A 16181-nucleotide genomic window follows, 5' to 3' on the forward strand; every position below is an offset into this window, starting at 1 on the left:
GGACAATTCTCGCCTATGGAAATCACCACACAATGCGTCGTTGCCCTGACATGGACGCTGAAAGACACTTTGGGCGAAGAACTGGACGTTTTGGACGAGCCGGTCGAGTTTTTGTTGGGCGGCAGTGACTTGCTGCCTTCGATTGAAGCCGCCTTGCAAGGCCATGTAGCTGGCGACAAGGTGCAGTTGCAGATTGAGCCGGACCAAGCATTTGGCGACTTCAATGACCAGCTGATCTTTCTCGAGCCACGCACCCTGTTCCCGGCAGACTTGCAAGAGGGCCTGACCATGGAAGGCTATGCCTTGCCGGAGGGCTGCAACCCGGATGCGCCCAAAGACGCGCTTTACACGATCACCGACATTTACCCCGAGCACGTGGTGCTGGACGGCAATCACCCGCTAGCGGGTATTGCGATTCGCATCCAGATGAAGGTGGAGTCAGTGCGCGAAGCGACGGAGGAAGAAATCGGCTCCGGCACGCTCGGTACAGGTTTTTTCCGCATCCAGCCCTTGCATGAGCAAGGGCCCGGGAGCGGACACCTGCACTGAGCCGATCAAGCTTTTCCGGTAGAGCCGTAGCCGCCCTCCCCGCGTTGTGACGCGGGGAACTCGGTGACCACATTGAACTGGGCTTGCACCACCGGCACGATCACCAGCTGAGCAATTCTCTCCATCGGCTCGATAGTGAACGGGACCTCACTGCGGTTCCAGGCACTCACCATCAGCTGCCCTTGGTAATCGCTGTCGATCAGACCCACCAAGTTACCCAACACGATGCCATGTTTGTGCCCCAAGCCGGAGCGCGGCAGGATCAAAGCGGCGTAGGCTGGATCTTCGAGGTAGATCGCCATACCGGTGGGCACCAGTTGCCATGCATTGGGGGCTAAAGTGAGCGGCGCATCCAGGCAAGCGCGCAGGTCCAGCCCAGCGCTGCCCGGGGTGGCGTAGGTAGGCAGATTGTTGGTCAGGCGGGGATCAATGATCTTGACGTCGATTTTCATTAAATTCTTTCAATGGGAATGCAAGCGCTTGGCGATCTCGGCCACCAATTGGCGCGCGAGTTGAAGCTTGGTGTTTCTGGGAAGTTCGGTGGCGCCTTGGGCGTCCACCAATAGCAGGGCATTGTCGTCTTGGCCGAAGGTTGCGGGTCCGATGTTACCGACCAGCAGGGGCACTTTTTTGCGGAGCCGCTTGGCTGTCGCGTGAGCCAATAGATCATGGCTTTCGGCTGCGAAACCCACGCAGAATAACTTCCCCTCGATAGCACGTGGACCGGATGCCACTTCCGCCAAGATGTCCGGGTTCTCCACAAACTCCAGCTGCGGCGTTGCACCACTGCCATCCTTCTTGAGTTTTTGGTCCGCCGCCGTTGCAGGTCGCCAATCAGCTACTGCCGCAGTTGCTATAAAAACAGTAGCTGCTTGCGCGTATTCCACGGCGGCCAACCGCATATTTAATGCCGACTTGACATCCACACGCCTGACGCCTCGTGGTGTAGGCAACGACACCGGACCGGCGATCAAGGTCACTTCCGCACCCGCATCCTGCGCGGCACGTGCAATCGCAAAGCCCATCTTTCCGCTGGAAAGGTTGGTGATTCCACGTACAGGGTCGATAGCCTCAAAGGTAGGACCAGCAGTGACCACCACTCTCTGCCCCGCAAGCAACTTGGGCTGGAAAAATGCAATGACTTCCTGCAGCAGCTCTTCGGGCTCCAACATGCGTCCGTCGCCCGTCTCGCCGCAGGCCTGGTCACCATTGCCTACGCCCAATACATGGGTGCCATCGGCGCGCAACTGCGAGAGATTGCGCTGCGTCGCGGGGTGGGCCCACATCTCTCGGTTCATGGCAGGTGCAATCAGCAGCGGCACCGTTTCAATGGGGCGCGCCAGGCACATCAGGCTTAAAAGATCGTCAGCGCGACCGTGCAACAACTTGGCCATGAAATCGGCGCTGCAGGGCGCGATTAGAATGGCATCAGCTTCCCGGCTTAGATTGATATGCGGCATGTTGTTCCGCTCCCGCGCATCCCACTGGGAGTCGTAGACAGTGCGGTTACTCAATGCCTGCATGGTCACGGGCGTAATGAATTGCGCGGCTGCTTCTGTCATGACCACCTGCACCGTGGCGCCCTGCTTGATCAGTGCGCGGCAAAGCTCGGCTGCTTTGTAGCAGGCAATTCCACCTGTCAAACCCAGAACAATGTGCTTACCGGAAAGGTCCATGTCGTACTCATTTCGTGATGACGGCAAGCACGATGGTGCCACCGCAGACCGCCGCAATGTAGCAGACGCCTATAATCTCGCTTTACCACCTCATCGAACCCACAGGTTCGCCCCTGACATGACCAAATTTGTCTTCGTCACCGGCGGTGTGGTGTCTTCCCTTGGAAAGGGAATCGCCTCAGCCTCCCTTGCTGCGATCCTGGAATCGCGGGGCCTGACAGTCACCCTCATCAAGCTGGACCCTTACCTCAACGTTGACCCCGGGACCATGTCGCCCCTGCAGCATGGCGAGGTGTTTGTCACCGACGACGGCGCGGAAACCGACCTCGACCTCGGCCACTATGAGCGTTTCATTGAAACGCGCATGCGCAAGTCCAACAACTTCACTACAGGACAGATTTACAAGAGCGTGCTCGACAAAGAGCGTCGTGGCGACTACCTGGGCAAGACCGTACAGGTCATTCCCCACGTCACCAATGAAATTCAGGAGTTCGTCAAGCGTGGTGCACGCTTCGGCGAGGCCGATGCAGTAGACGTGGCGATTGTCGAAATCGGTGGAACCGTGGGCGACATTGAATCGCTGCCCTTCCTCGAAGCCGTGCGCCAGATGAGCCTCAAGCTCGGCCCCAACAACAGCGCATTTGTGCACCTGAGCTACTTGCCCTGGATTGCAGCGGCTGGCGAACTCAAGACCAAGCCCACCCAACACACGGCCAAGCAGCTGCGGGAAATCGGCATTCAGGCGGATGCGCTGCTGTGCCGCGCCGACCGCCCGATTCCCGACGAGGAGCGGGCCAAGATTTCTTTGTTCTCCAACGTGCCTGAGTGGGGTGTGATCTCCATGTGGGATGTGGACACCATCTACAAGGTGCCCCGCATGTTGCACGAACAAGGTCTGGACGGCCTGATCTGCGACAAGTTGCGCCTGAATACGCCCCCAGCCAACCTCAAGCGTTGGGATGACTTGGTCTACGAGACCGAACATCCCCAAGGTGAAGTCACCATTGCCATGGTCGGCAAATATGTGGATCTGACGGATAGCTACAAATCGGTGAACGAAGCCCTGCGCCACGCTGGCATGAAGAACCACGTGCGCGTCAAAATTGAGCATGTGGATTCCGAGACCATCGACAGCAGTAGCGTCAATCAGCTAGCCAAGTACGATGCGATTCTGGTACCCGGTGGCTTCGGCAAGCGCGGTATTGAAGGCAAGATCAGCACCGCACGTTTTGCCCGTGAAAACAAAGTGCCCTACCTCGGCATCTGCTTGGGTATGCAAGTGGCCACCATCGAATTCGCACGCCACGTGGCCGGCTTGAAGGACGCTAACAGCACAGAATTCGAACCCGAAAGCCCGAACCCCGTGATCGCGCTGATCACCGAATGGAGAGATGCTGACGGCACCATCAAAACACGCGATGCCAACTCGGATTTAGGCGGCACCATGCGCCTGGGCGCGCAAAGCTCTGATGTAGCCAAAGACACACTGGCGCACCAGATCTATGGCGACGTCGTGACTGAGCGTCATCGCCATCGCTATGAAGCAAACGTCAACTATCTGGACACGTTGAGGGCTTCTGGCTTGGTGATCTCGGCCCTGACCCAGCGCGAGCAACTCACTGAGATTGTGGAACTGCCTCAAAGCGTTCACCCTTGGTTTGTGGGTGTGCAATTCCACCCCGAGTTCAAGTCCACTCCATGGGACGGCCACCCTCTGTTCAACGCCTTTATCAAGGCAGCTGTTGAGCATCAGAACGGTGGTAAAAACCTGAAAGCAGTCGCCTGATGAAACTGTGTGGCTTCGACGTTGGCTTGGATCAACGCTTTTTCCTGATTGCCGGCACGTGTTCCATCGAGGGACTTGAAATGTCCGTGGAAGTGGCTGGCCGGCTGAAAGAGGCCTGCGCATCCTTGGGCATCCCTCTGATCTACAAAGGCTCCTTCGACAAGGCTAACCGCTCGTCGGGCACCAGCAAGCGCGGCGTCGGTCTGGATGCCGGTTTGAAGATTCTGGATGAAGTACGGCGTCAACTCCAGCTGCCCATCCTGACGGATGTGCATGACGAGTCCCATGTCGCTGAAGTCGCCAGCGTGGTGGACGTATTGCAGACCCCCGCGTTCTTGTGCCGACAAACGGATTTCATTCGTGCAGTCGCCCAAAGCGGCAAGCCTGTGAATATCAAAAAGGGGCAATTCCTCGCTCCGTGGGACATGAAAAACGTGATTGACAAGGCACGAGCCGCTGCTGAAGAGGCCGGGCTTTCTCCTGACCGTTTTCTGGCTTGCGAAAGGGGCGTCAGCTTTGGATACAACAACTTGGTCGCTGACATGACCAGCTTGGCTGAAATGCGCAATTCAGGTGCACCCGTCGTATTCGACGTGACACATTCGGTGCAAAAGCCGGGCGGCTTGGGAGGCAGCAGCGGCGGCGCTCGCGAAATGGTGCCCGTGTTGGCCCGCGCTGGCGTTGCGGCCGGAGTGGCGGGCCTGTTTATGGAAACCCACCCTCGTCCATCGGAAGCCTGGTCCGATGGCCCGAACGCAGTACCTCTGCACCACATGAAAGCGTTGTTGGAAACCTTGGTCTCGCTGGATTCCGTAACCAAAAAAAATCCGTTCCTGGAAAATGATTTCCAGTGAACGGCGACATGATGGACCCTGACTTTTTTTGTTTGTGTGTTTTTGAACTGGAAAGAAACTAATGAGCGCTATTGTTGACATCGTCGGCCGCGAGATTCTGGACTCCCGTGGCAACCCTACCGTTGAATGCGACGTGTTGCTGGAATCCGGCACCATGGGCCGTGCGGCCGTTCCCTCTGGCGCATCCACCGGTTCCCGTGAAGCCATTGAATTGCGTGATGGCGACAAGAAACGCTACCTCGGCAAGGGCGTGCTGAAGGCGGTTGAACACATCAACACCGAAATTTCTGAAGCCGTGTTGGGTCTGGACGCTTCCGAGCAAGCGTTCTTGGACAAGACATTGATTGACTTGGACGGCACTGAGAACAAGTCCCGCTTGGGTGCCAACGCCATGTTGGCTGTGTCCATGGCCGTGGCCCGGGCTGCAGCCGAAGAAGCTGGCCTGCCTTTGTACCGCTACTTCGGCGGCATGGGCAGCGTGCAGATGCCCGTGCCCATGATGAACGTCATGAACGGCGGCGAACACGCCAACAACAACCTCGACCTGCAAGAGTTGATGATCATCCCCGTGGGCGCACCCAGCTTCCGCGAAGCCCTGCGCTGGGGTGCTGAAGTGTTCCACGCGCTCAAGAAAATTTTGCATGACCAAGGCATCAGCACTGCCGTCGGTGACGAAGGTGGTTTTGCCCCTAACGTGGCCAACCACGAAGCCGCCATCCAAATGATCCTTCAAGCGATTGACAAAGCCGGCTATGTGGCGGGCGAGCAGATTGCACTGGGCCTGGATTGCGCAGCTTCTGAGTTTTACAAAGAAGGCAAATACGAACTCGAAGGTGAAGGCCTGAGCCTGACTGCGCAGGAGTGGACAGACATGCTGGACACCTGGGTCAACAAGTACCCCATCATCAGCATCGAAGACGGCATGGCCGAAGGGGACTGGGACGGCTGGAAATTGCTGACCGATCGTTTGGGCAAAAAAGTTCAGATCGTGGGTGACGACCTTTTTGTGACCAACACCAAGATTCTGAAAGAAGGCATCGACAAGGGTATCGCCAATTCGATCCTGATCAAGATCAACCAGATCGGCACCTTGTCCGAGACATTTGCTGCGATCGAAATGGCCAAGCGTGCCGGCTACACTGCGGTGATCAGCCATCGCTCGGGTGAAACCGAAGATTCCACCATTTCTGATATCGCGGTGGGCACGAATGCAGGCCAAATCAAAACCGGCTCTCTGAGCCGCTCTGACCGCATGGCCAAATACAACCAATTGCTGCGTATCGAAGAAGACTTGGGTGATGTGGCCGTGTACCCCGGCCGCGCAGCTTTCTACAACCTGCGTTAATCACCGCCACCAACCGAACCACTGCCATGGGTAACCGCTGGGTCCCCGCCGTGTTGATTGCGCTTCTGCTCATCCTGCATGGACAGCTGTGGTTCGGTCGTGGAAGCATTCCCAATGTTTCTAAGCTCTCCCGTGAGCTGGAAGATCAAAAGCAGCGCAATGCCCAAGCCTCACTCGCCAATGAGCGCCTGGAAGCGGAAATCCATGACCTGAAAGAGGGTTTGGAAATTGTGGAAGAGAAAGCGCGATCTGAGCTGGGAATGGTCAAGGCGAACGAGATTTACGTTCAGATTGCCCGTTAAGCGTCCGCACATCCGATGAGAATTGCGATTCTGGGTGCGGAATCCACTGGCAAAAGCACCCTTTGTCACTCCCTTGCTGCCCGTATGCGTGAGACGGGTGCTGATGTCACCGTAGTAGGCGAGTATTTGCGTGAGTGGTGCGCGGAGATGATGCGCACGCCCCTGCCACAAGAACAGGGAGGTATTGCACTGGAACAAATCCGGCGCATTGATACCGTGCGAAGCCCGACAGTGGTTGCAGACACTACGGCTCTCATGACTGCCATTTACAGTGATGTACTCTTCCAAGACGACAGCCTCTATCCCTTGGCCATTGAGGACATCAGGCGTTTTCAACACGTACTGGTAACGGCCACAGACTTGCCGTGGATTGCAGATGGTTTTTTTCGTGATAGCCCCCAAGGGCAGCAAGCCATCCACCTACGACTGCAGGCAGTACTCAGGAACCATGAAATCGCGTACTCCATGGTGTACGGCAATGGCGAACAGCGCACTCAGGCAGCGATAGCTGCAATCATGCCATCCCAGTTCAGTGCCAATGCCGATTCAGAAACCTACAACCGCTGGATGGCTCGATGTGAAAAGTGCTCGGACGCAAGTTGCGAGCACCGCCTGTTCCGCGAGCTCACAGACGGTTAATGCGTCCCCGTATTCCCCTGCTGCAATAGGACTGCATCCGTAAACAACTGTGCGGCATCCACAGGGTCAAACCGGTACTGCACGCCACAGAATTCGCATCCCACTTCAATGTCATTGCGTTCCATCAGAATGCTCTCGGCCTCTTCTCGACCCAAACTGACAATCATTTTTCCAACACGCTCACGGCTGCAGTTGCATTGAAATTTCGGCCCTGTCTCGCCTATGAGTGGTTCGAAACGGGTTAACGGCTCTTCCCAGTACAAGCGGCGCAGCACGGTATCCACATCAAGCTGCAATAGTTCTTCGGATTTCAGACTCTTGGCCAGAATAGCGATGCGGTTGTAGTGCTCATTCAAACCAATCTGCTCTTCGTTTTCGCGCGACACCATACTGCCGGCCAGATTGCCTGCGCCCTCCAAGGGGAGACGCTGTATCAGCAGTCCTGCTGCTACTTTGTCGTCTGCCGCCAGCACGAGCGTAGTGTCCAATTGTTCGCTCTGCAACATGTAATGTTCCAGAACCTCACTGATGCGTTCCAAAGGGGCGCCCGCGTCGTCAAACAAGGGAACTACACCTTGGTAGGGTTGTTGGCCCGGGAACTTCGTCTTGGGGTCCAGAGTAATCGCACATCGGCCTTTATTGGTGGCGTTTACCATCTGGCTCAAGGGGGTGCCGTTCGGCACGTCGCCCACCACCGTGGCGGTAGACCGGAGACTGAAATCGGGCTGCACTTCAGTGACTGCCAACTTGACCGGTCCATCGCCAAAAATTTGCAACACCAATGCACCATCGAACTTGATATTCGATTGCATCAACGCCGCTGCGGCTGTGATTTCACCCAAAAGAGACTGAACCTCTGCCGGGTAGGGACCATGCTCGGTATTCGATGCTCGTCGGCGCAAAATTTCCTGCCAGGAGTCCGTCAATCGGACAATCGCACCACGCACCGGCAAGCCATCGAACAAAAACTTGTGCAACTCTGACATGCACACTCTCCAAAAAAAATAGGCCCCTTGCGGGGCGAAAATTAGGCGATCTTCTTGAGGCCTGACCTGAATCGATGCGCGTTGACCACATAGTGACGCGCACTGGCAAGCAAGCCTTGCTTCTGTTCCTCGGTCAACTCCCGAACCGCTTTGGCCGGGCTACCGATGATCATGCTGCCATCCGGAAACTCCTTGCCCTCGGTCACCAATGCACCAGCTCCGACCAAGCACCCCTTGCCGATACGCGCCCCGTTCAGGACGATGGCTCCGATTCCAATCAGGGAACCATCGCCAATGGAGCAGCCATGGAGCATGACCTGGTGCCCTACCGTCACGTTCTCACCAATCGTCAACGGCTTGCCGACATCCGCATGCAACACACTCGCGTCTTGGATATTGGTACCGGCACCAATCCGGATGGTCTCGGTATCGCCACGAACGACTGCTCCGAACCATATGCTGGCATCTGAGCCGATTTCAACAGCGCCTATGACTTCTGCGCTGTCAGCGACCCAAGCCCCCACATCTAATTTAGGAGCCACACCATCCAATTCGTACACTGCCATCGTTGCCCCTCAGGCCGTCAAAACTAGAATTGTAAGGATGGAACTCCGAGAACGGGCTTTGTCAGCCTTCAAGACCTCCTCACCCCGCAGCAAGGTGGAGGCAACTTTGGCCATTGGACCTTTGTTGAAAGAGGGAAAGCTCGACTGCGAACGGCTTCTTTTTCATGATGCCGGCCCAGGCCGGCCTGACCTGCCTATCTTGGTTGAACCTAAAGAGGTACCCCGTCGCTCCCCTTTCACTGCAGCAGGTCACGCTGCCTTGATGCACTCTATCGCCCATATTGAGTTCAACGCCATTGATCTGGCACTGGATTGCGTTTGGCGCTACGCCGGAATGCCTGAAGCTTTCTACAGGGACTGGCTCTTGGTTGCCACTGAAGAAGCCAAGCACTTCATGCTGCTGGAGGAACACCTGAGTGCACAAGGCTATCGCTACGGCGACTTTCCTGCCCACACAGGCCTGTGGACGATGTGCGCCAACACAGCTGACGATATCGTTGCCCGCATGGCCTTGGTGCCTCGAACCATGGAAGCACGCGGGCTGGATGCAACACCCCTGATTCAAGCCAAGCTCGCCAAAGTTGGCAGTCCAGCGGCATTGGAGGCACAAGCGATCCTGCAAGTCATCCTCACCGAGGAAGTGGGACATGTCGCCGCAGGGAATCACTGGTACCACTGGCTGTGTGCCCGGCATGAGTTAGACCCTGCTGCTTTTTATGCATCGGCAGCGATTCAATACGCGGCTCCTCGGCCCAAGCCGCCCTTTAACTACGCCGCCAGACTGGCTGCCGGCTTCAGCCCCCAAGAGTTGGAGAAGCTGGATTCTGACTCTGGTCTCACAGAGATTGCCGCCCATTCAACCTAGAATGCCTTGAGTCAGGCTCAACCACAGGATTCGCGAATCACTGATGTCCACCGAACACCCGCCAACTCCGGAACCCACCTCGTCCGCCATATCGATGGCCCGGCAAGCCATCGTCAATGACTCGGGCTCCATCATGGGGTATGAGCTGTTTGACCGTAGTGTCAACGCAGACGCTCACACCGCCTCCTCCGATGCGCAGATGCTCTTCAATTTGCTGTCCTTGGCCGAAGGGGAGACGCTGATCGGCAAAACGCTGCTGTTCGTCAATTGCACGCACGATAGTCTTGCCGGAGGCCATTTGGACCTCGTGGAGCCGGAACATGTAGTGCTGGAAATTCCTTCCTTGCCCGCCTCGCAAGTGGAGCAGATCGCCTTGCGCCTTCCCACCTTGCAAGCCATCCATACACGGGGCTTCAAGCTGGCGTTCGACTATTCGGTGTTGACCCGCTCGTACGAAGACTGGTTGCCTTTGGCTTCCTATATCAAGTTTGATGTCAGCATTCTCAAACCACCTTCACTGGCGTCGTTTGTGCAACTTGCGCAAGTCAAGACCAAGGCCAAGCTGATTGCAGAGAAAGTTGAAACTGAAATCCAGTACAAGCAACTCAAGGACCTGGGTGTAGGCCTGTTTCAGGGTTACTGGTTCGCGCAACCAACCATCATAGAAGGCCAAACACTGCGCCCCAGCCAGGCTGCCATCCTCCAGCTCATCAATCTCGTTCGCAAGCAAGCCAGTACAGCAGAGATTGAAGAAGTCCTCAAGCGAGATCCGACCCTGTCCTTCAACCTGTTGAGATTCATCAATTCAGCGGGATTCGGATTGCGTACTGAAGTCACATCCTTCAAACACGCGGTGATGCTGCTGGGGCTCAAAAAGCTCTTCAAATGGGCGGCTCTGTTGATGACGACCTCGACGGGTGGCGGCGTGGCACCGGCGGTGGGCACTACCGCTGTGGTCCGTGGCCGACTGATGGAATTGCTAGCCGCCGAAGCTTTGCCCCCCGAGGAATGCGACCATGCATTTGTCATCGGTGTCTTTTCCTTGCTGGATAGCCTGTTGGGCATGCCGATGCCTGCAGCTCTGGCAAACCTCTCCTTGCCCAACTCCGTAACCCATGCCTTGCTTTACCAAACAGGTCCGTTAGCCGACTACTTGAAGCTCACACTAGCCTGCGAGAACGGTGACGATGAAGCTTTCGCCAAAGCGGCCCAGGCATTGCAATTGACCGAAAAGCAAATTAATTGGGCCCATCTCCAAGCGTTGGCTTGGGCGGAAACGCTGGGGCAAGAATAAGCGACGGAGTTAGCCCCTGGGATGGTGCTGCGCGTGCAGCGAAGCCAAACGGTCCCGGGCAATGTGTGTGTAAATGGTGGTCGTAGAGATATCAGCATGACCCAGGAGCATCTGCACCGAACGCAAGTCTGCTCCATGGTTCAAAAGGTGCGTCGCAAAAGCGTGGCGCAGGGTGTGTGGTGACAGCGGCACCCGTATACCGGCCTGCAGAGCGTAGCGCTTGACCAGACCCCAGAACATGATGCGAGACATGGCGGTGCCGGATTTGGAGCCCCGCACGGTCACAAAAACATCTGCGCTTTGCTTGCCTGCAAGCAGCTCCGCCCGGGGACCAGCCAGATAGCGACTCAGCCACAGGCCGGCGACTTCACCAAAGGGCACCAAGCGCTCTTTTGAACCTTTGCCGATCACCCGCAACACGCCTTCGTTCAGACCCAGTTGCACCATCCTCAAAGTCACCAATTCACTCACGCGCAAGCCGCTGGCGTAGAGGAGCTCCAACATGGCTTTGTCCCGTATTCCCAGTGCCTCGTTGGTGTCTGGAGCATTCAACAGGGCTTCAACCTGTGCCTCCGTCAAGGTCTTGGGTACGCGCAGGGCTTGTTTGGCGGCTTGCAACTTCAACGTCGGATCTTGGGCGATGTGCCCTTCCCGCAATGCCCAACGGTAGAACCGTTTGAGAACCGTCAGCCGGCGATTTGCAGTTGTGGCTTTCGTCTCGGCATGCCGTGCCGCGAAATAACCTTGCAGGTCATGCTCCTGAGCGCCATACAAGGGCTTTGTTGCCAAATGCCCCGCAAAAAGGGTCAGATCACGCCGGTAAGCCTGCAAGGTGTTTTTGGAGAGCCCCTCCTCCAGCCACAGGGCATCAATGAATGCATCCACAGATGCCGTGTCACTCACCAAATAGCTCCATCAGTCCAAACGCAACTTGGCGGAATCCACCACTTTTTTGTAAACCTCATACTCTGCCTTGATCTGCGCGGTGAATTGCTCAGGCGTATTTCCGACGACCAGCGAGCCGGTATCCTCGATGCGCTTGCGCACAGCGGGATCTTCCAACACTTTGCGCACACCAGCATTCACCTTGTCCACCACCTCTTTCGGCAATCCCTTGGGCCCGTAAATACCGTAAAAGGCCATGCGGTTTACCGGTTCCAGCCCGACTTCCTTGAAAGTGGGCACATTGGGCATTTGGCTCAGGCGCTGCGGAGCAGCCACCACAATGGGAACCAAGCGGTTTGAGGTGATGAATGGGAGCGCGGAGGGCAGGTTATCGAAAATCATCGGAACCTGTCCACCCACGGTGTCATTGAGGGCCGGGCCCGCGCCGCGGTAAGGAATATGGGTAATAAATGAACCGGTCAGATTCTTGAACAATTCGGTCTGCATGTGGCCGATACCGCCCGTGCCTGACGAGGAATAAGAGTACTTGCCCGGGTTTTTCTTGATTTCTTCCAAAAAGGACTTGTAATCCTTGGCGGGGAAACTAGGGTGCACCGCAATCACATTAGGTGTTGCCGCCACATTGATGATGGGGGTGAAATCCGTCAAAGGGTTGTACGGATTTTTAGGATTGATGGCGGGATTGGCCGCCACTGTAGATACCGTTGCCACGCCCAGCGAATAGCCATCCGGAGCTGACTTTGCGGTTTCGTTCGCACCAACGACGCCACCTCCGCCTGCCTTGTTTTCCACGATCACGCTTTGCCCGAGCACTTTGCCCAATGGGTCCGCAATGATGCGCGCCACAATGTCCGTCGTCCCGCCCGGCGCAAAAGGCACCTGGAGTTTGATCACCTTGTTGGGATAACCCTGCGCCATGACTGCTCCAGAAACAGCCACCAGACCACACGCCAGCAACACTCTACGGTACATCTTTTGATACTCCTCAGTCAGGGTGGAAGCATGCCTACCCGGCACGCCATGGAGTAATGGTAATGCGGGGCCACTCAACCGGTCTATGCGGTAGAACCATTAGGCGGCTGGTATCCTCTTGGTGTGAACTACGCACAGCTCCTTTTCCCCGATTTTTCGCTCATTCTTCTCGGATATCTGGTGTGCCGGTTTACCCAGCTCAACCGCCCGCTTTGGGAAAAGGTAGAGGCTCTGGTGTACTACCTGTTGTTTCCGGTGCTGCTGTTTCACTCCATTGTGAAAAGCCCGCTGGATTTGCAACTGGCCTCCAAACTGATGGCTGCCGGCTGGACCTTGGGCTTTGCCGGTATTGCACTGGCTTACTGGTTGCCCCACACCCCCTTCTTGAAGCGCTACATCCCCGGCCAGGACCATGCGGCCAGTGCCCAAATTGCATTCCGATTCAATTCTTTCATAGGCTTGGCCATTGCAGAACGTCTTGCAGGTCCACAGGGGTTGCAACTGATCGCGGTATTGATCGGTGTCTGCGTCCCCCTGTTTAACGTAGCCGCCGTCTGGCCCATGGCCCGTCACGCTCAGCGTGGCTTTTTGAGTGAACTGGTGCGCAACCCCCTCATAGTTGCTACGGTCGCCGGACTGATCAGCAACCTCGCCGGCTTTCGCATGCCGGTGTGGTTGGAACCCACCGTCACCCGTCTGGGTGCTGCATCTTTGGCCATGGGATTGATGGCCGCAGGTGCAGGCATGCAATTCGGCGCTCTGGCGCGGGCCAAGACCCTCGCCGTATCCGTGTTGACGATCCGTCACCTGATTACCCCGGCGATCGCCCTGATGGTGTCCCGTTTGTTTGCACTTGACACCACACAAACCACCATGCTTCTCGCTTTTTCCGCGCTACCCACCGCATCCAGCTGCTATGTGCTCGCCGCACGCATGGGTTACGACGGTGCTTATGTCGCTGGGTTGGTCACCCTATCAACCCTGCTCGGGGTGGTAAGCCTTCCCTTTGCCTTGGGCGTGTTGCGAGCCCTTTAGACTGGATTTACTCGTACCAGAGTTGTAAGGCTTCGGCATGCATGGCATGGCGATAGCTCCTCTGAGGCAACCAGCTAGAGGCACTGCAAGCAGCACGAGCCAGAAAGTCCAGCAGGGTCACGTGCCGGCGCAGCACCCGCTGCTGGCGATGCCCTATGAGTGGATTGAAGATGCCGTATCGGCTGAAGATCTGGCGCGGGTTCTTCTTGATCCATAGCCAGGAACCCATCTCCAACGTCAGTGGCAAAAACACCTGTTGCACTGGGTCTGCAAGTCGCGTGTGCAAATGGTCCCACAGGTCTCCATGGGTGAGGTACTGCAGGCTTTGGGGCTCGAACACATAGGGGTGATGGGTGTAGCTCTGGCGGTACATGCGTTGCAGCACATACATTTCCGCCAAGTGCGACATGGGCTGTCGCGTGTGGGCATACGGAAACCACAAACGGTCCCTCACCCCGAAACCGGAATGGCAGTCCACCGACATGCTGAACGCCCGGTGGCTGAGCTCCCGCTCAACGACTTCACACAGGGCGGCAGCCTCCGGTTGCATCGCCTGGCCTTCGGCGCCCCGATACCAGGGCAATCGCGCGCTGACACGCTGACCGCCTACCCACGTGGGCACAGGCTCCATCGCATCGAGCGGAGCGTTGCGCATCAAGTCCACACCGGCGGGGTTGGCACGGGTGCCGCGTTGCATGCCGCCCGGATTGACCAGGGGCATGAAGACCATACGCATGGTTTCCAACTGTTGGTGAAGGGTGTGATCCCACGCCATGCGCATGACGAGGCTGTTGAGAAACTCCAACACCACTTCGGTGCCGATGCGCTCCAGGCCATGGACGCCACCGAAGAAACCGATGGCGGGCACCTCCGGAGCAGGGTTGCCCATGGAGACCACATACACCGGCAAGGTGCTGCCATCGAGCGCGACTTCGTGGGCCACCCGCACGTCTACCCGGTCACCCGCGAGCTGAAGAATACGTTCAAGTTCTGCCAGAGCCGGCAAGGGGGAATGCAGCAAGAATGTCTCCTGAAGGCCTGAGCTTACACAGCGGAACACTCAATTCAAAGGCCTGCATCGTTTACGCCACAGTGCCATCAAACAGTCACACAAAGGGCATAAATTCGTTTCAGCAAAACGTAACCGGGAGCTGTCATGATCCTCAAACTGCTGGGCTTGCAACGACTGTTGGATGAACTCTTTGACGACGAATGGCTGGACCCCATTGCGTTGATCGAAGTATGAAAACGCGCCACTCGGCCACGCGCCGCAGCGCCAAAACATGGCTGGCCTTGACGCTGGCCATGCTGCAGGGTGCTTCCGAATTTCTGGCACTTCGGCGTAAGCACCATTAACCGCCGGGCGCAGCGCGCCTAGACTGAGCGCATGCGCAAACGACAACTTCTTTGGCTGATTCCCGCGACCCTGATAGCGGCAGCCGCCACCTTGGCGTGGCAACTGAGCCATCCCCCCGGACTCGCTGCAGTTCAAAGCCTTTTTTGGCAGAAGGCCGCTCCGGCCGGCTCTCCTCTCAAAGTCAGTTTTCTGGGCGTCGCGACCGTCTTGCTGGACGATGGTGAGACGGCTCTGCTGACCGATGGCTTCTTCTCCCGCCCCGACAAAATGACCGTCTTACTGCGCAAAGTGTCACCTGACACGCAGGCGATTGCAGACGGTTTGCAACGCGCACGAATCACGCTGGCTGGAGCCACAGGCAGCAAGTTGGCAGCAATCATCCCCCTGCACTCCCACTACGACCACGCCATGGATGCGCCCGAAGTTGCCAAACTTACCGGCGCTTTGTTGATGGGCTCCAGTTCCACCCTCATGGTGGGGAAAGGCTGGGGCCTCGACGACAAACAGATGCAACAGGCTGAACTGAGCAAGCCCTACCGCTTCGGCCGCTTCACCGTGACGCTCTACCCTGCCCTGCACACGCCCACCGGCTTCACAGGTGGCGTCATCGAGAGCCCCCTGGTCCCGCCTGTGCGAGCCACAGACTACAAAGAAGGACAAAGCTACGCGATGGTGGTAGAGCACGATGGACACACGCTGCTGATCACTGGCACCGCCGGCTTTGTGCCGGGCGCCTTGCAAGGCGTAAAGGCTGATGTGGTGCTGCTCGGAATTGGTGCCATGGGGCCGCGCAGCGCGGAGCACAAACTCGCCTACTGGAACGAAACGGTGGCTGCGGTCGGGGCCAAGCGCGTGATTCCCATCCATTGGGATGATTTCTGGATTCCCTCCACCTTGCCCATGCAGCCTATGCCCAAACCACTGGATGACTTTGATGCATCCATGGCTTTCCTGCAAAACCAAGGCGCAACGCAAGGGGTCGATATCCGCATGCCCGCGGCTTGGACGCCGATGGACCTCTGGGAAGATTTGAAGCGCTGATGCGCGAC

The 16181-nt window shown here is 57.1% G+C and carries 17 protein-coding genes; 10 read left to right on the forward strand and 7 right to left on the reverse strand.

What is annotated here, in order from left to right:
• Positions 1–15 precede the first annotated feature (15 nt).
• Complete coding sequence (locus tag RAN89_RS15365) at positions 16–549, forward strand: FKBP-type peptidyl-prolyl cis-trans isomerase (protein WP_313869413.1); 534 nt, start codon at positions 16–18, stop codon at positions 547–549.
• A gap of 5 nt (positions 550–554) precedes the next feature.
• On the opposite strand, the gene dut is transcribed toward RAN89_RS15365, so the two are convergent.
• On the reverse strand, positions 555–1001 hold the full coding sequence (dut, locus tag RAN89_RS15370; RefSeq protein ID WP_313867121.1) for a dUTP diphosphatase: 447 nt from the start codon (positions 999–1001) through the stop codon (positions 555–557).
• Between the two features lie 9 nt (positions 1002–1010).
• Complete coding sequence (coaBC, locus tag RAN89_RS15375; protein WP_313867122.1) at positions 1011–2225, reverse strand: bifunctional phosphopantothenoylcysteine decarboxylase/phosphopantothenate--cysteine ligase CoaBC; 1215 nt, start codon at positions 2223–2225, stop codon at positions 1011–1013.
• Between the two features lie 118 nt (positions 2226–2343).
• Here coaBC and pyrG point away from each other — a divergent pair, with 118 nt between their 5' ends.
• From pyrG to RAN89_RS15400, 5 genes are all read left to right on the forward strand, one after another.
• Positions 2344–4011, forward strand: a complete 1668-nt coding sequence (gene pyrG / locus RAN89_RS15380; RefSeq protein ID WP_313867123.1) for a CTP synthase — start codon at positions 2344–2346, stop codon at positions 4009–4011.
• Positions 4011–4865 carry a 3-deoxy-8-phosphooctulonate synthase gene (kdsA, locus tag RAN89_RS15385; RefSeq protein WP_313867124.1) on the forward strand — a complete coding sequence of 285 codons (855 nt, stop codon included), beginning with the start codon at positions 4011–4013 and terminating at the stop codon, positions 4863–4865. The genes pyrG and kdsA overlap by 1 nt, the downstream gene beginning before the upstream one ends.
• Positions 4866–4926: 61 nt before the next feature.
• Positions 4927–6210 (forward strand): phosphopyruvate hydratase, encoded by a 1284-nt coding sequence (gene eno, locus RAN89_RS15390; RefSeq protein ID WP_313867125.1) that lies wholly within the window; start codon positions 4927–4929, stop codon positions 6208–6210.
• A gap of 26 nt (positions 6211–6236) precedes the next feature.
• Complete coding sequence (locus RAN89_RS15395) at positions 6237–6512, forward strand: septum formation initiator family protein (protein WP_313867126.1); 276 nt, start codon at positions 6237–6239, stop codon at positions 6510–6512.
• Between the two features lie 15 nt (positions 6513–6527).
• Positions 6528–7151 carry an AAA family ATPase gene (locus RAN89_RS15400; RefSeq protein ID WP_313867127.1) on the forward strand — a complete coding sequence of 208 codons (624 nt, stop codon included), beginning with the start codon at positions 6528–6530 and terminating at the stop codon, positions 7149–7151.
• Here RAN89_RS15400 and hslO read toward each other — a convergent pair.
• Together hslO and RAN89_RS15410 are read right to left on the reverse strand one after the other, a co-directional pair.
• Positions 7148–8137: an Hsp33 family molecular chaperone HslO gene (gene hslO / locus RAN89_RS15405; protein WP_313867128.1), complete on the reverse strand. Its 990-nt coding sequence runs from the start codon at positions 8135–8137 to the stop codon at positions 7148–7150. The two genes, RAN89_RS15400 and hslO, sit on opposite strands and share 4 nt — an antisense overlap.
• Positions 8138–8178: 41 nt before the next feature.
• The gene (locus RAN89_RS15410) at positions 8179–8703 is read right to left on the reverse strand and encodes a gamma carbonic anhydrase family protein (protein ID WP_313867129.1); all 525 of its coding nucleotides are present in this window, start codon (positions 8701–8703) and stop codon (positions 8179–8181) included.
• Positions 8704–8740: 37 nt separating this feature from the next.
• Between RAN89_RS15410 and RAN89_RS15415 the strand changes: the two genes are divergently transcribed.
• Both RAN89_RS15415 and RAN89_RS15420 read left to right on the forward strand, forming a co-directional pair.
• Positions 8741–9568 (forward strand): ferritin-like domain-containing protein, encoded by an 828-nt coding sequence (locus RAN89_RS15415; RefSeq protein ID WP_313867130.1) that lies wholly within the window; start codon positions 8741–8743, stop codon positions 9566–9568.
• A gap of 43 nt (positions 9569–9611) precedes the next feature.
• Positions 9612–10862, forward strand: coding sequence for an EAL and HDOD domain-containing protein (locus tag RAN89_RS15420; protein ID WP_313867131.1), 1251 nt, complete (start codon positions 9612–9614; stop codon positions 10860–10862).
• Positions 10863–10871: 9 nt separating this feature from the next.
• Here the strand turns inward: RAN89_RS15420 and xerD are convergent, their stop codons facing one another.
• Both xerD and RAN89_RS15430 read right to left on the reverse strand, forming a co-directional pair.
• The gene (gene xerD / locus RAN89_RS15425) at positions 10872–11768 is read right to left on the reverse strand and encodes a site-specific tyrosine recombinase XerD (protein WP_428984458.1); all 897 of its coding nucleotides are present in this window, start codon (positions 11766–11768) and stop codon (positions 10872–10874) included.
• A gap of 9 nt (positions 11769–11777) precedes the next feature.
• Complete coding sequence (locus tag RAN89_RS15430) at positions 11778–12740, reverse strand: tripartite tricarboxylate transporter substrate binding protein BugE (protein ID WP_313867133.1); 963 nt, start codon at positions 12738–12740, stop codon at positions 11778–11780.
• A gap of 123 nt (positions 12741–12863) precedes the next feature.
• On the opposite strand from RAN89_RS15430, the gene RAN89_RS15435 reads away from it, so the two are divergent.
• Positions 12864–13775, forward strand: coding sequence for an AEC family transporter (locus RAN89_RS15435; protein ID WP_313867134.1), 912 nt, complete (start codon positions 12864–12866; stop codon positions 13773–13775).
• 7 nt (positions 13776–13782) lie between these two features.
• On the opposite strand, the gene RAN89_RS15440 is transcribed toward RAN89_RS15435, so the two are convergent.
• On the reverse strand, positions 13783–14796 hold the full coding sequence (locus tag RAN89_RS15440; protein WP_313867135.1) for a M14 family zinc carboxypeptidase: 1014 nt from the start codon (positions 14794–14796) through the stop codon (positions 13783–13785).
• Positions 14797–15162: 366 nt separating this feature from the next.
• Between RAN89_RS15440 and RAN89_RS15445 the strand changes: the two genes are divergently transcribed.
• A complete protein-coding gene (locus RAN89_RS15445) occupies positions 15163–16173 on the forward strand; it encodes an MBL fold metallo-hydrolase (RefSeq protein ID WP_313867136.1) in 1011 nt (336 codons plus the stop codon).
• Positions 16174–16181: the final 8 nt, after the last annotated feature.

The sequence above is a fragment of the Rhodoferax mekongensis genome (genome assembly GCF_032191775.1).
GTDB lineage: Bacteria > Pseudomonadota > Gammaproteobacteria > Burkholderiales > Burkholderiaceae_C > Allorhodoferax > Allorhodoferax mekongensis.

Excerpts from the sequence above, each read along its gene's own strand:
- RAN89_RS15430 (WP_313867133.1), bottom strand. The coding sequence starts at position 12,740 with ATGTACCGTAGAGTGTTGCTGGCGTGTGGTCTGGTGGCTGTTTCTGGA.
- RAN89_RS15365 (WP_313869413.1), top strand. The coding sequence starts at position 16 with ATGGAAATCACCACACAATGCGTCGTTGCCCTGACATGGACGCTGAAA.
- hslO (WP_313867128.1), bottom strand. The coding sequence starts at position 8,137 with ATGTCAGAGTTGCACAAGTTTTTGTTCGATGGCTTGCCGGTGCGTGGT.
- RAN89_RS15415 (WP_313867130.1), top strand. The coding sequence starts at position 8,741 with ATGGAACTCCGAGAACGGGCTTTGTCAGCCTTCAAGACCTCCTCACCC.
- RAN89_RS15420 (WP_313867131.1), top strand. The coding sequence starts at position 9,612 with ATGTCCACCGAACACCCGCCAACTCCGGAACCCACCTCGTCCGCCATA.
- dut (WP_313867121.1), bottom strand. The coding sequence starts at position 1,001 with ATGAAAATCGACGTCAAGATCATTGATCCCCGCCTGACCAACAATCTG.
- coaBC (WP_313867122.1), bottom strand. The coding sequence starts at position 2,225 with ATGGACCTTTCCGGTAAGCACATTGTTCTGGGTTTGACAGGTGGAATT.
- RAN89_RS15445 (WP_313867136.1), top strand. The coding sequence starts at position 15,163 with ATGCGCAAACGACAACTTCTTTGGCTGATTCCCGCGACCCTGATAGCG.
- RAN89_RS15395 (WP_313867126.1), top strand. The coding sequence starts at position 6,237 with ATGGGTAACCGCTGGGTCCCCGCCGTGTTGATTGCGCTTCTGCTCATC.
- pyrG (WP_313867123.1), top strand. The coding sequence starts at position 2,344 with ATGACCAAATTTGTCTTCGTCACCGGCGGTGTGGTGTCTTCCCTTGGA.
- eno (WP_313867125.1), top strand. The coding sequence starts at position 4,927 with ATGAGCGCTATTGTTGACATCGTCGGCCGCGAGATTCTGGACTCCCGT.
- RAN89_RS15400 (WP_313867127.1), top strand. The coding sequence starts at position 6,528 with ATGAGAATTGCGATTCTGGGTGCGGAATCCACTGGCAAAAGCACCCTT.
- RAN89_RS15410 (WP_313867129.1), bottom strand. The coding sequence starts at position 8,703 with ATGGCAGTGTACGAATTGGATGGTGTGGCTCCTAAATTAGATGTGGGG.
- kdsA (WP_313867124.1), top strand. The coding sequence starts at position 4,011 with ATGAAACTGTGTGGCTTCGACGTTGGCTTGGATCAACGCTTTTTCCTG.